Here is a 15,145-nt window from a genome sequence, read left to right on the forward strand (position 1 = left end):
CCACCACCCCCGATGTTTCATCGGGGGTTTCTTTGAACATAGGGAGGAGACTGGATATGGACAAGAACTTGCACTTGATTTGCAACGCGCACTTGGACCCGGCTTGGTTATGGGAAATCGAGGAGGGTGCCGGAGAGGCGCTATCGACGTTCCGCATCGCGGCTGAATTTTGTGAACAGTTTGACGGGTTTGTATTCAATCATAATGAAGTGATTTTGTATCAATGGATTGAGGAATACGACCCTGCACTGTTCGTCCGCATTCAGAAGCTGGTCCGTGAAGGCAAATGGCAAATTATGGGCGGTTGGTATTTGCAGCCGGATTGCAATATGCCGAGTGGTGAATCCTTCGTAYGGCAGATGCTGGTAGGGCGACAGTATTTCACAGAGAAGTTCGGTGTTCGTCCGACAACGGCGATTAACTTCGATCCATTCGGCCACACAAGAGGACTTGTGCAGATTATGGCTAAGGCTGGATTCGATTCCTATATCGTATGTCGGCCGGGCAATGACGATTGCCCGCTGCCAGCCGAGGAAGTGAAGTGGATTGGTTATGATGGCTCCGAAGTAATCGTTCATCGGGCTTATAAAGCTTATTTGTCTGGAAAAGGAAAAGCGCATCTGAAAGTGCAGGATTGGCTTAACGATCATCCAGATCGCCAGACCGGGCTTGTGTTATGGGGAATCGGTAATCACGGTGGAGGGCCATCACGCATCGATTTGACGAATTTGCAGGAATTGAAGGAACAGACGTCGAGTTATCAGTTGACGCATTCTACACCGGAAGCCTATTTCCAGCAACTGCGCGAGACAGGGGTCGAGTTACCTCGGCACGAGGGGGATTTGAACGCTTGGGCGGTCGGTTGTTACACGTCGCAAATCCGCATCAAGCAGAAGCACCGTATGTTGGAAAATGAACTGTATATGACGGAGAAAATGATGTCTCATGCCGCATTGGCAGGCTTGGTTGCTTATCCGGTCGATTCGATTGCTGAGGCGCAGGAAGACATGATGATGGCACAATTCCACGATATTTTGCCGGGATCATCCGTACTCCCTGTTGAAGAATACGGTCTAAGGCTAATGGACCACGGTCGGGAAATATTGGCGCGGCTGCGGGCACGGGCGTTTTTTGCTTTAACGGCAGGAGAGCGCAAGGCGGAAGAGGGCGAGGTTCCGGTCTTCCTGTACAATCCGCATCCATATAAAGTGAAAGGTTTGTTCGAATGCGAGTTTCAGCTGCCTCAATCATCCAAAGGTCAATATGCGGATATCGTCATGCAACAGGCTGGCGTACTAGTACCGAGTCAGGTCGAGAAAGAAATCAGCAATTTGTACATCGATTGGCGTAAACGTGTCGTGTTCTATGCGGAACTGGAGCCGGGGCAGATGAACCGATTTGATGCTATGGTGAAGTTTTTGCCGAAGAAACCTGAGATAGCTTTGCGTGAGGCAGAGGGGACCATCCCATTCGTTACAGATCGGCTGCAAGTTGAGGTTAATACTTCTACTGGGCTAATCGATAAGATGATTGTGGATGGTGTATCGTATGTGCAGCCTGGGGCAATTCGACCGATTGTAATGGAAGATAACGACGATGCTTGGGGGAGCCAAGTGCAGAGCTTTCCGAAACAGATCAGCACTTTTAAGCTGATGACGAAGACTAGCGGATCCCGGCTGTCGGGCGTTCGTGGCAAACCAATCCCTTCGGTTCGTATTATTGAGGACGGTGAAGCTCGTACAGTGATCGAAGCCGTGATGGAATATGGGAAATCGACACTTGTGCAACGGTATTATTTGCCGAAGCATGGGACGGATATCCGCGTTGATGTTCTCGTGAACTGGAACGAAACTCGCAAAATGCTCAAGCTTGCGATTCCGACGATGTGGCAGGACGCTTCGTACTTGGGACAGGTAGCATATGGTGTAGAGCGGTTGCCGACCAATGGACGCGAGGTTGTGACCCAGAAGTGGGTCGCGGCAGTTAGTGGTGCAGGTGCAGGCACAGCATCAAATGCGAAAGCAGGAGCAGGGAATGCCCTCACTTGTGTGAATGATGGCATTTATGGGTCTGATATGTCTGAAGGTGAAATTCGTCTGACGTTATTGCGGTCTCCGGGGTACTCAGCCTTGCCGGGCGGGAAGTTGAAGCACACGATGCCGAACGACCGACAYTCGAACCGAATCGATCAAGGTGAGCGGCGATATACGTTCTGGTTGAGCGGCGGACCAAGTACGGAGCGTTTGGCGGCTATCGACCGTGAGGCACTAGCCTACAACGAAAAGCCGTATACACTGTCGTATTTTCCATCAGGTGCGGGGGAGCAATCATTGCCTCTAATAGCGGTGGATGATGATGCCGTACAAGTTACTGCATTTAAGCTGGCGGAGAAATCGGAAGCGAGAGCGGGTATTGCTTGGGAGTATATCGTCCGGTTGTTTGAACCTACGGGTATGGATCGCGAGACCTTACTGACGATACCGCTATTGGGTATTACTGAGCGAGTGAGCTTGGGAGCATTTGAGATTAAGACACTGCGCGTGAATGCGTCTGCAAGAACGATTACAGAAGAGACGCTTATGGAATCGATGTAAGAAAAAGCTATGACAAAGGGAGAGAGATGACATCATGACACATTTGGCGATTCATGGGGGAACCCCGGTACGTACTGCACCGTTTCCGGCTTGGCCGATATTCGGAGAAGAAGAAGAACGTCTAGTAGTGGAGGTGGTTCGTTCCGGTAAGTGGGGCGGCTCCAACCGCAACAAGCTGCCCGAATTCGAGGCGCAGTTCGCCGCCATGCACGAAGCCGCTCATGCGGTCACAGTTGTCAACGGCACAATCGGCTTGACGATCGCCCTGCAGGCTAGCGGCGTTCAGCCCGGCGATGAAGTCATCATGCCGCCGTACACGTTTATTGCAACGGCTTCTTGCGCTTTACTATTCGGTGCGATCCCTGTGTTCGTGGACGTGGAGCCGAATTCACTGCTTCTCGATCCAGAGCGGGTCGAAGCAGCCATTACATCGAAGACCAAGGCTATTATTGCAGTGCATATTGCGGGCGCACCAGCCAACATGACTCGGTTGAAGGAGATTGCTGACAAGCACGGGCTCCGCTTGATTGAAGATTCGGCGCAAGGCGTTGGGGCTTCCTGGGATGGGAAGTCAGTAGGCGCGCTTGGCGACTTCGGTTCCTTCAGCTTCCAGTCCGGCAAGAATGTCACAGCTGGTGAAGGCGGTATCCTGTTGACTAACAACGAGGAGCTGGCTGACATGGCCTGGTCGCTCTCGAATGTGGGCCGAATCCGCAAGGGAGCTTGGTACCAGCACGAACACATCGGCTGGAATCTGAGGATGACGGAGTTCCAGGCGGCGATTCTGCTTGCACAGCTAACACGGTATGATGAGCAATTGAAGCTGCGCGACCGCAATGCGAGACTGCTGAACGAGCGCGTGGCTGCCATCGATGGCTTACGCACGCTTCAGCTTGATCCGCGCGTGACTCAGCATGCCCACCATATGTTCATGTTTGCACTGGACCTGGATGCAGTAGATGGCCGAATTGGTAAAGAGGAATTCATCAGACAGATGAACGCTGAGGGGATTCCGGTGCATCCCGGTTACATTACACTGAACAAGAATACGGCAATATTGAAGGAAATTGAGAAATGGACGGGCGAGAAGCGGGAGATGAGCTGCCCAGTAAGCGAAAGGTTCGCGGAGCAGGACGGACTCTGGCTGCATCAGAACGTGTTGCTAGGTACTGAGCAGGATATGGACGATATTGTTCGGGCGTTGACGAAAGTGATTCAGGCCAGTTTATAAAAAGAGTGTAGGAGTGAATGAGGAATGAGACTGGCTAAGCTTGGGGTATTAATCGATCAGACGACCGTGGATCGTCGCTGGGCGTTCCGGATGAACGCCTTCGAGCTGTATGTGCAGGAGATGTTATCGCATCGTGGTGTTCCTTATACGATTCTGTCCTCGCTCGAGGAATTGGATGGTTCCGATGCGGAGCACTTCGACATGCTCTTGGTTGCCGTTGCGCCGGAGACTCGTGACGCGGCGGATCGGCTGTGGCGGTACGCCGAAGCGGGCGGCCGCCTCGTTGCCTGCGGCGGCCTGAACTCTCTTGCGCCACGCCTCGGCTATGTACGCGGCGAGGCGTGGGGCGTTGGCTACGCGCAGCTGCCAGAGTCGTTCGGCGCCGATCGGCCGCTGCGCTTCCTGCAGGCGAACCCGTGGGTGCGCCTGCCAGGGCCGGCTGCCGCCGCGGCAGAGGCCGCTGCGCCAGTCGTGGTCGCCGAGGACTTCGGCGACGCGGCCGGCGGGCGGCCTGACGGGCCGCGGCTCGGCCCTGCGCTGCAGCGCTTCGCGATCGGCCTGGGGCACATCGACCGCTGGACGGTCGATGTGCCCGGGACGATCGTCGGGCTGCAGCAAGGGCTGGCGCCGGTGCTGGAGGACGGCGTCCCGGCGCCGGACGGCACGGCGGCCGTCGACGACGGCGTGTTGAAGGCTGACGACGTCGTCGAGCAGCACTGGACGTGGGACCGACTGCAGACGGAGACGGGCGCACCTTACTTCGCACATCCGTACGCGGATCTGTGGCGCGAAGTGTTCGTTGGCCATTTGGTCAGATCGGCGAGTGAGCTAGGCTTGACGCTGCCGTTCATCGGTTATTGGCCTGAGGGTGTGGAGCAGGTCGCGCTCGTCTCGCATGACAGCGACGGCAACCAGGACGTACATGCCGAGTCTACATTGCAGACACTGGCCGAATGTGGCATGCACTCGACATGGTGCATGCTCGAATCAGGTTACTCGGCTGAAATCTACGAACGTATTGTGGCAGAAGGACATGAGCTCGCTTTTCACTATAATGCAGTGGAAGCGGACGATGGTTTCTGGGATGGAGCTGAATTCGCCCGACAGTTGGGCTGGCTTAAGGATGCGACTGGTTTACCGCGCATCGTCTCCAACAAAAATCACCTGACCCGCTTCGAAGGCTGGGGCGAACTGTTCCGCTGGTACGAGGCAAATGGTATAGCCTCCGACCAAACACGCGGACCTAGCAAAAAAGGCAACGTTGGGTTCATATTCGGCACTTGCCATCCTTATTTCCCGATCGCTTGGGCGGATGAGCACAATCGTAGCTACGACGTACTGGAGGTCGGCTTTCTGACGCAAGATCTGGACATCGGGAAATGGTCGGACAGCAGCGTGATCGTTCCGTTTCTGGAACAGGTGCGGAAGGTCGAGGGTGTAGCGCACTTTTTGTTCCATCAGATTCATATTCATAATCGCGAAGAAGTTCGTCAATCGATGCGGCTGCTTGCCGAAGAAGCGCAGAAGAGAAGCTTCGTCTTCTGGACGTGCGAGCAAATTAATGACTGGGAGCGGTCGCGGAGAACGATTAAGGTTGTCAATCTAATGGCAGATGGGGCTTGCCGGGTTACAATTGCCGATGATCAGGGCATCAAGACCAAGACCTTTGCTCAGACGGATGTAGAATCAGGAACACACACGTATCAGAGTGGTGGTCAACATGCAGTCATCTGGGTGCCTCAGCCGGATTCATCTTCGTCGATGCCGTCATGTACAGCTCCGACTTCGGCTTCAGCTTCATCTGATATGTTGATGAAATACGGTGTCCCCTGCCGGAAAATGCTAGTGCCGATCGGAGGTTTGCATTCATGAATGAACGGCTCAAGATGGCCAGAGTCGGCGTGCTGCTGGATGAGCAAGCTTGCTACAAACGTTGGGCACTCGGGTTGAACGTCTTCGAACGCTTTGTAACGGAACTGCTGATGCATGCGGGAGTTCCGCATGATACGTATCACAATACATCTGAGGCCGTTGTTGCTGCACCAGACATTCTGATCGTGGCAGTTGCGAATAGTGACCGCGGCACAACAGATCAGCTGTTGGCGTACGCCGAGCAGGGTGGGACGCTTATCGCCTATGGCGGTCTGAACGCACTTGCGGTTAAGCTCGGCTATATGCGCGCAGGTGACGTGGGCAAAGGCTATGTGAGCTTGCCGGACGGGCTGTACACCGCTGACCGACCGCTGCGCTTCCTAAGCGCCGAGCCGTGGATCGCGCAGCTAGGTGCTGCCGCCGCCGCATCGCCGCCCGCCGCCGCCGCACCTCTGCCCGCGACGCCCAGCTTGCCGGCCGCAGCACCGTTGCCCGCCGCTATCGGCGAACTGCACCGCGAGCGTCCGGACGGTGAGCCGTCCGGGCCGGCGCTGCAGCGCTTCGCGATCGGCCGCGGCCGGCTGGAGCGCTGGTCGGTCGCCGCGCTGCAGACGATCGTCGGCCTGCAGCAGGGCTCGCGGCCGGTGCTTGAAGACGGCGTTCCCGCTCCAGACGGTACCGCTGCTGTGAATGACGGCGTCCTGAAGGCGGACGACGTCGCGGAGATGGACTGGAAATGGGACCGCTGTGTGACCGAGGCGGGAGAACCTTATTTTGCCCATCCGTATGCCGATTTGTGGAAGGAAGTACTTGTCTCCCACTTACTGCAGACTGCCTTATCGCTCAATCTGACATTGCCGTTCATCGATTACTGGCCGAATGGTGTATCGCAAGTCGCACTCCTGTCGCTCGATAGTGATCATACGCAGGACGAGGAAGCACGTACTACGCTGGATTTGCTACAAGAGTGCGGCATCCCAGCTACCTGGTGTATGATGGCACCCTGGTACAGCAAGGCGATGTATGAGCAAATCACGCAGAACGGGCACGAATTGGCGCTGCACTACAATGCGGTTCCAGTGGATCAGGGGACTTGGTCAGAAGAGGCGTTCCATGATCAAGCAGAGGCGATGAAGGCTTCAGCGCAACTCGACCGGATTATCTCGAACAAAAATCATCTAACTCGAATCGAGGGCTGGGGCGAGCTGTTTCGTTGGTGCGAGGACAACGGTATTGCGTCCGAACAGTCCCGCGGCAACAGTAAGAAGGGCAGCGTCGGCTTCCTATACGGTACCGCACACCCTTATTTCCCAATAGCCTGGACAGATGAACATAACCGGATTTACGACGTTTTGCAGATCGGTTTTCATTATGGTGATTTCTTACAATGTGATCCCAGCATCATTCGCTCACTATTAGAACAAGTAGTAAGGGTACACGGTACGGCGCACTTCGTCTTTCATCAAATTCATATTCACCGTAAAGAGCCGATCCGAGCATTTCTCCGGGAGTATGTAAGTACCGCGAAAAAGATGGGTTTCACGTTCTGGACTGGAGAACGGATCAACGAATGGCAACGGGCAAGACGAAGTATACGCGTAACCGGTCTGAATGAACAAGGTGCTACAATTTCAACGGTAGCGGTACAGCTAGAAAAGCCTGAAGATGTAGTGGTCTGGATTCCGTGTTCGCCGGCCGAAGTCCAACAGGTGCACACAGAACACATTTTTGGCGTTGCTTGCCGCAAACAGCTGATTACGAATAGGAAGTGACGCAGGATGCAATTTACGAACTCTACACACAAATGGAATGTCCCGCCTGTGCGATGGGAGCAAGCTTCGGACAATGAAATGTCGCGGCGGGTTTACGGAATTCTGCTGCGCTGGGTCCCATTCGCCGTTCAGCAGTATGGGCGTTGGGAGGGCCGTGCGAACTGCGGTCATTTCTTCGGGGGCACCTTCTGGTATCAAGCGGATTCGGCGAACGTATCGGCTGTATTTGCAGCATTATCCAAACTTGGCGAATATGACGAGTCGGTCACAGGAGGCGTTACTCAGGCCGACTTGAAGAGGATGGCGATTTCCGCGATTCGCTACATGGGCTTTACCCATGATACGGGTCCAGCAGATTGTGTCCGCGCTGCCGGAGTGCTGCCCTATACGAGCGAGAAAAAATGGGGCGGACAAGGCGATAACTTCTTCATGGCTAGTCAAAACGGCCGCTGTGTAGCCGCTATGGCATGCGCAGCATGGCTGCTGTGGGACGATCTAGATGAAGAAACGAAGCTGCTCGTTCAAGATGTAACGGTGAGTTATGCAGACCGCTGGTGTGATGAGGAACCGCGCAACGGCGTGTATTACGACACGCAATGCGAAGAGAATGCATGGACAGCCGCTGGTATTTCGGCAGCTCTGGCGATGTTCCCGGACCATCCTCATCACACGGCTTGGAAGAAGGGCTTCGTCGATTGGTCGATGAACACGATCTCTACGTTCAAGGACCGGTTAGCATTCCCGTCTGGTTTAGTCGACATGAATGAAGGGATGAAGGTTAGCACCGTAACGTTCCACCCGGATTTCACATCCGAGAATCATGCTTTTGTGCATCCTAGTTATTACTCAGCCGGGACGAACTTGAGGGCCATCCACGGTGTCTTGTCATTGATGAGCGGTCAKCCCGTTATGGATTGCGCTGTCCACAACAACATGACTTTGTATGAGCGGACGATTAAGATCTGGTCACAATTCGATGGTCTGAATATCCCTGTGCAAGGTCAAGACTGGTGGTATAACCGCCAGCATGAGCGTCAGCTTACACATACGATATTGAATGTGCTTCATGGACATCCAGACGCCGCACGGTTCGCGAGAAATGCCTTAACTAGTATAGAAGAGGTTCAAGCGAGTAATACGAAAGGCGCTTTGTTAGAGGAGAATGGGGAAGAGTGTGTCATTAACCGTGCCCATGCTCAATTCGCCAAAGACTTGGAGCATGGCTCAGCTTATGACCTGGTTGTCTCGTATTTACTCCACGTGTTTGGTGGTCCGGGTGTCGAGCCAAGCGACGAGCAAGAGATGAAGGAGCGGCTTTCCGGCGTATACAACTATCCATTCGGAGGATCCATCATTCAACGAACGCCCAATACGTTCACTAGCTTTACTTGGCGGAACAATGTAATGGCGTTGACCCTTCCTGAAGCAGGGTTATGGAATGTTACGCCGCTGTACGCCAGTTACACGGGTACGGTGCAAGTGGAGTCGATTCAACCGTCCGGCACAACATCTGAAGGAAGTTCACTACCTCAGGCATTATCTAATGAATCGATTATCCGCAGTTCGGATCAGGAGAAGATCAGTGAGTATGCTGACGGCTTCGGAGCCAGTGTGACACTATTCCGCGGACAAGAGCGTGAGCTCAAGCAGGATGTGGCTCTAATTGCGCTTCCTGATGGCAAAAGTGTGTATGTGGAACGGTATAGTGTTGAAAAGCCATGTCGGGTACATGAGTGGCAATCGGGCACGATTGGTATTCGCAATGAGCTCTATAGCGGAATGCCTAATCTCGCACCGGGTCAACGGATCCTTTATATGGAGAACGAGTCAACTGCGTTTCAAGGTTTCTACGGTCGCGAGCCGGACCGGATCGCGACGTTTGGTAGTCAGCCTTATGTGAACGTAGACAACAAGATCGGCTATTTGCTATTCGGAACACAAGGGGTCAAGTATTGCAACCGTCATGTTTATCCGAAATGGAAAGGTGTCGAGGATATTTTAACGTTGAATGACAGGGGGGAATTGGTGTTCGATACGCCGCAACAGCTGGAACCCTTCCTGATCGTAACGATGCCTAACCAGACAGCGGAACAAACGGCAGCTAGCCAGAAGTATACGAAGAGATGGAGCACCGGCCGTGCAGAGATCGAGTTGATCGATGTAGATGGTACGCTCGCAGTCGCATCATTTGCCAAGCAGGATACGGAAGTTACGGCGCAAGTGCCTGTCATCGAGGAGAGAACGATTCCTATATATGAGGGCAGTTATATCATCAAATCGGGTACCTGTGTATGGACTGGCCGGATTGAAGCTTATAGCAGCGGATATAGGAAGAGTCGGTATAGATTGGAGTTGGAGGACATCACGGAAATGAATTTGGAAGTGATCTCGACCTCTTCACGCACGATCATATTGAACAAAAGCAGGGTCGATTCGGTGATATATATTATAGATACTAAGACAGGCCATCGCGAAAGAGTCGTGTTGATGAACGGTGCCCACTGGGTGATTTAACTGCTTTCCGAGAGAAGTCCCCTTCCTCTTCAAGGAGGGGATGAATTTCGGCTAGGCGAAGCCTAGAGGCTATTGATTTTGAACTAAACAATTGCCTAGTACAATCGCTAATGACTTTTTTGAACGAAGTCGAAAAAACTACAACATTTTCCAATAAGGAAATGGGGTTATAACAACGATCATGTTCTATTCAGAGCATCCTAACATGGAACTATCGAAATTGCATAATGACAGATTGGATCCTATCATTAGCTCAGAAAGCGCTGTCAATGAGAACATTTGTTTGGTATAATCAATTCAAACAAACGTTCTTATTTTTTTTGATGTGGGAAGCCAAGCAAGAGCCGATAAATCTGATTCCATGTTCAGAAGCGGCAGGATCATTTGTTACCATTTCAACCCTATCGAGAATCAGGAAAGGAGGAGAAAACGAAGTGATCCGATGTGTGAAAACAGCGTTTCAAACTTCAAAAGCCAATCTGGATCGACTATTTGAGTGCAACCGCATTTCAGCACAAATTTGGAACGAGTGCCTATCTCTTGCCAAAGACTTTGCCACCCAACACAACGGAAAATGGATTGGAAAAACAGAACTTCAAGCAACATTGAAACATCGATTTCCCTTGCATTCACAGTCCATACAGGCGGTTAGCCATAAATTTGTATTTGCCCGAGACAGCGCAAAACAGAGTAAAAGCAAAGGGTTGAATAACAAGTACCCCTACAAGAATAAAAAGTATTTCAATACGAAATGGGTAGACAAATCGTTCAAGATAGAAGGCAATGTGATTGAACTGAGTTTAGGTATTCAAGACGGGAAACGACAACGACCGATCCGAATCACCGTACCTCACTTGCCTAATGCAGAAATCAAAGAAATTGAACTTGTGTTTGACCGGAAACTGATGGTAGCCATGAGCTATGAAGATGGGAAAGCAGCAACGGAAAACCAAGGAAATCAAGTTGTTGGTGTGGATTTGGGTGAAATTCATTCCATCACAGCGACGACCACAGAAAACAAAGCTGTCATCATCACAGGAAGAAAAGTAAGGAGCATACACAGGCTTAGAAACAAGAAGGTAGCCGAGCTGCAAAAACTCATGAGCAGGTGCAAAAAAGGCAGTCGTCAATGGAAAAAGTACAAAAAAGCGAAAATGTACGTGCTAAGCAAAAGTGACCGCCAACTAAACGATACCATCCACAAAACAACAAGACAATTCGTACAGTGGTGTACGGAAAATGATGTAAAAACGATAGTAGTTGGCAAAGTGGAAGGCGTACAGAGGAACACGAAAAAGAAAAGAAGAAAAATCGTAAATCAAAAGTTATCCAATTGGAGTTTTGGTAAAATTCAAAAGCAACTCGAATACAAGCTCGAAGAACATGGAACAACGATGAAGACGATGGATGAAAGCTATACAAGTCAACAATGTCTTGTTGCGGTAGAAGGAAAAAGACGTCTACAAGAAATTACAAATGTTTCTGTGGCTATGAAGAACATCGAGATGTTCACGGTAGCAAGGGGATTTTGTCCAAGTATCTACATGGAGATATACGCGATTTGGGCAAAACGAAAGAAGTCAAGTATCTACGGATAGCCTAGAGTTAGAAGTAGTAGATGGTGAGTTCCCACCCACTTGCAAAAGTGTTGCTTACGATAGCTTGCTGTTCGGTTTCCGCTACATGTGTAGCGAGAGATAGTAGCCAACCTGCTGTCTTGCAGAAAGTTACGGCAAGTARTRGTAAGAAACCCCTACTTCTTAGCGAAGCGTAAATAGGGGAGGTTCATCAGAACCATTACCTGCAAAAATCTACTGCAAAGATCTCTCATCCTCTTTCTCCAGAGGTGGGAGATTTTTTGAAACGGACGTAGGATACGCTATTCGTTTCCAAAACGCTATATTTCACTCGCTTGCGGACTCACGATCCGCTATTGCCGGGAAAACCACAAAAATCGGCTCCATTTCGTAGAATAGCGGAACCTGTGTCCGGTAAGCCTCCAAATGGCATTCCGGGACCGATTTAACGGATCTACGGTCCGAATAAAGACAGGAGCTTCGTCATGAATGGATTAGCAATTGTTGGTAGAATATCCAGACTGTATTTCAGTAAGTATTAAGTTGATCTCTCACTCGGATAAATGCAGAAAAAGTCGCCAGCCCCCTTAGCAACCTGCTACTTAATTCCAAGCCGCTTGCGATAATCGGTAGGCGTTACGCCGGAATGCTTTTTGAACAGCTTGGCGAAGTGCGGATAGTCTTCGTAGCCGACCTGAAGAGCGACCTCGTACGTTTTGCAGCGGGCATCGGCCAGCATCGCCTTAGCCTTCTCCAATCGCAATTGGGTTAAGTAGGATACGAAGCTCACACCTATCTCCTGTTTGAATACACGGCTGAAGTAAGAAGGAGACACTTCAGCAACATCCGCGACCCGAAGCAAATCCAGATCAGGGTCGGCATAATGCTCCTTCATATATTCGACAGCACGATGCAAATGATGATGAGTCCCCCACTTCCTCGTGGAACGAAGCTCCTCCATCCAATCGTCCATCAACCGGCAGACAGCCTGCAACTGTTCAGGTGCGCCATCCGGCCATCCAACTGCAGAACTGTCAAGAAGTGCTGATGATGCGCGCAAAGGCTCCTGGTTACGATTCTCGAGCTCACCCGTAAGCAGGGTGAACAGATCCGTATAACGCTCTTTCAATTGTGAAGGAGTGGGCTGATCAGAGGTGAACTGACTGTGTAGCTGTTCCATCATCTCGAACGCGACCTCGCGGTTCAACAACCAGATTTGATCGGCCAGGGTGTTTTGATAGCTGTTGCTAAGCAATAGCCATTCGCTTCGTTTCGATGCGGCCTGTTGTGATTCGTTCAGTTGTGTCGCCAATCGGTGAAGCATATCCTGGAATAATCCCGGCTTGATCGGTTTCAGCAAATAATCGAAAGCTCCCATCTGCAGTGCTTTCTGGGCATAGCCGAAATCGTCATAGCCGGATATGATCACAATGCRTGTAGTCAGCTTGCCTGATGTGACAGCTTCGATTAGCTCCAGACCGTCCATCACGGGCATACGGATGTCTGTAATGAGCAGATCTGGTGATTGTTGCTCGACGAGTGTCAGAGCCTGCTGTCCGTCTTCGGCTTCCCCTACGACTTGGAACGGTTCGCCGCTCTGTTCGATTAGCTTACTCATGCTCCGCTTGATCATATGTTCATCATCTGCCAGTACGACCTTGTACATGTGCCCACTCCTCCTGCAAGTTGTGCGTTATTTGTTCTCGTGTGGAAGCTTGATCTGAATGATCGTTCCTGTCGAGTCGGATTTCACGATATGCAGGCCGTAGGCGTCACCGAATACAAGACGAATACGCTGATGTACGTTCCACAGTCCAATTCCTTTCCTTGCAGACACGGAAGCTCCATTATGAGCTAAAGGACCTGACTTGTCTTGATTATCTGCCTTCTCCATCTGATTGGCCGCATCCCCGTCCGTATCMATTTCCGAAACGCCGCTGGCGAACAACTGATTGTAAGCATCGACTTGCTCCGGTGTCATTCCACCTCCATGATCGGCGATTGTAAGGACATAGACATGATCACGAAGCTTGCCAGTTATAGCGATATAATCAGGGCGTAACTTCTTCCGCTCATACCCGTGTATGAACGCATTCTCGACGATCGGTTGGATAAGCAGACGAATGGCCTTCACCCGGGTTGTTTCCGTATCCTTCGTATCAAGCTCGATTGTCAGAGACAGGTAGCGCTCCTTTTGAATTTCGAAGTAACTTCGCAGATGCTCAATTTCTTCCTTAAGCGTCACAATCTCGTTCGGACTTCCCACGCTGTAACGAAACAAGTCGGATAGAGCCGTAGTCATATTGCTGATCGGAATAACCCCTTCGACGAGAGCGTAGGAATTGATCACTTCCAACGTGTTGTATAGGAAATGCGGGTTTATTTGCGACTGCATCGCCATCATAACCGCTTCCCGTTGCTTGAGCTGGAGCTCCTTTTCTTTCAATTGGGATGTGTGCACGACTTCAATGAGCCGTCTGATCTCACTGACCATGTTGTTAAAGCTGCGGTTCAGCTTGCCGATTTCATCATTACGTCGCTCTGGCGCTTGCACGTTCAGGTCACCATTCTCTGCGCGTTGCATAAGTTGCTGTAATAGCAGGAGGGAACGCGACAAGTAATAGGTGAAGCCGCTCAGAACCGCCAGTACGAATAAGATGAGTGCCAACCCGACCCAAATGGACAAGTTGCGGATCCAGATCAAGCTGCCGACAAGTTCCTTCAGGGGTACTTCCGACACCATGATCCAGTCGTTCAGAGGCGAGCGGTGAAAGACGGTTAGCAGCTCATTACTTCCTGAACCTTTGAAGTAGAACCCCTCTTGCTTGTCCTGAAATTGTTCACGGTCTTCATCAGAAATCTGCTTGTTCCACATTTCTGGGTTGGAGTGGTACACCACATATCCTTTGGAATCGATCAACGATACTTTTCCTGTTTCACCTAACTTAATATTGCGTACAATTCGGGTCACCTGGTTCACGTTCAATTCGAACATCATCAACCCGGCCGTCTCGTATTTTTGCGTGTCCCAAAACTTGCGGATGATCGTGATGATCGGCAGCTGTTGTTCGACGAAGGTCAATCCCATCACTTTATACGTAACTTGGTCGGACAATTCGTCCATCGTTAGCAGTTTGGCGGCTCGTTCACGGTCGGTGTTCCCATAATTGGCGAATACCCCGTTGCGGGAGGCGATGGAGAATCCGTAAATATCGGTTCGGCCATAAAATAAACTAGGCCATAAATTGCTATCCATCTTCGACTTGAGATCGTTCAACTCCAGGTAATCGTCGGGCTGCAGGTTCATAAACGCTTGGATCAATGGATTAGAAACAAGAGGGAATGTGGACCGTTCCAAGTCAGTGAAGTAGGCGTCCAATTGGGAGATCGTCTGAGCGAGCAGCTCCTGATTGATCTGGGTAGCATTGGCCTCGATTGTTTCCGTTGATTTCTGAAACCAGATCAGTCCGAAGATGAAGAAAGGCAAACAAAGAAAGCTAACAATCATCGCATTAATCTTGGCATTGATCGATAGTGCGGACAAGGGGCGGAGCAGGCGTAATATTAACGTTCTCATCTAGTTCT

General features: G+C 51.2%; 7 protein-coding genes and 1 pseudogene. 6 read left to right on the forward strand and 2 right to left on the reverse strand.

The window, feature by feature from the left end:
• The first annotated feature begins 56 nt into the window (after positions 1–56).
• The 6 genes and pseudogenes from AC1DWB_RS12075 to AC1DWB_RS12100 all read left to right on the forward strand — a co-directional run bounded on the left by AC1DWB_RS12075 (position 57) and on the right by AC1DWB_RS12100 (position 11,586).
• Positions 57–2,594 carry a glycoside hydrolase family 38 N-terminal domain-containing protein gene (locus AC1DWB_RS12075; RefSeq protein WP_477541309.1) on the forward strand — a complete coding sequence of 846 codons (2,538 nt, stop codon included), beginning with the start codon at positions 57–59 and terminating at the stop codon, positions 2,592–2,594.
• Between the two features lie 34 nt (positions 2,595–2,628).
• Positions 2,629–3,825, forward strand: coding sequence for a DegT/DnrJ/EryC1/StrS family aminotransferase (locus AC1DWB_RS12080; protein WP_477541310.1), 1,197 nt, complete (start codon positions 2,629–2,631; stop codon positions 3,823–3,825).
• Positions 3,826–3,849: 24 nt separating this feature from the next.
• Positions 3,850–5,697 (forward strand): polysaccharide deacetylase family protein, encoded by a 1,848-nt coding sequence (locus tag AC1DWB_RS12085; protein ID WP_477541311.1) that lies wholly within the window; start codon positions 3,850–3,852, stop codon positions 5,695–5,697.
• Positions 5,694–7,469, forward strand: a complete 1,776-nt coding sequence (locus tag AC1DWB_RS12090) for a polysaccharide deacetylase family protein (RefSeq protein WP_477541312.1) — start codon at positions 5,694–5,696, stop codon at positions 7,467–7,469. The genes AC1DWB_RS12085 and AC1DWB_RS12090 overlap by 4 nt, the downstream gene beginning before the upstream one ends.
• Positions 7,470–7,475: 6 nt before the next feature.
• The gene (locus tag AC1DWB_RS12095) at positions 7,476–9,983 is read left to right on the forward strand and encodes a hypothetical protein (protein WP_477541313.1); all 2,508 of its coding nucleotides are present in this window, start codon (positions 7,476–7,478) and stop codon (positions 9,981–9,983) included.
• Between the two features lie 323 nt (positions 9,984–10,306).
• A pseudogene (locus AC1DWB_RS12100) lies at positions 10,307–11,586 on the forward strand (RNA-guided endonuclease InsQ/TnpB family protein).
• Positions 11,587–12,158: 572 nt separating this feature from the next.
• Here the strand turns inward: AC1DWB_RS12100 and AC1DWB_RS12105 are convergent.
• Entirely contained in the window at positions 12,159–13,226 is a 1,068-nt protein-coding gene (locus tag AC1DWB_RS12105; protein ID WP_477541314.1) for a response regulator transcription factor, read from the reverse strand.
• A 27-nt stretch (positions 13,227–13,253) separates the two neighbouring features.
• Complete coding sequence (locus AC1DWB_RS12110; protein WP_477541315.1) at positions 13,254–15,137, reverse strand: cache domain-containing sensor histidine kinase; 1,884 nt, start codon at positions 15,135–15,137, stop codon at positions 13,254–13,256.
• Between the last annotated feature and the right edge of the window lie 8 nt (positions 15,138–15,145).

The sequence above is a fragment of the Paenibacillus sp. P4_E11 genome (assembly GCF_056401635.1).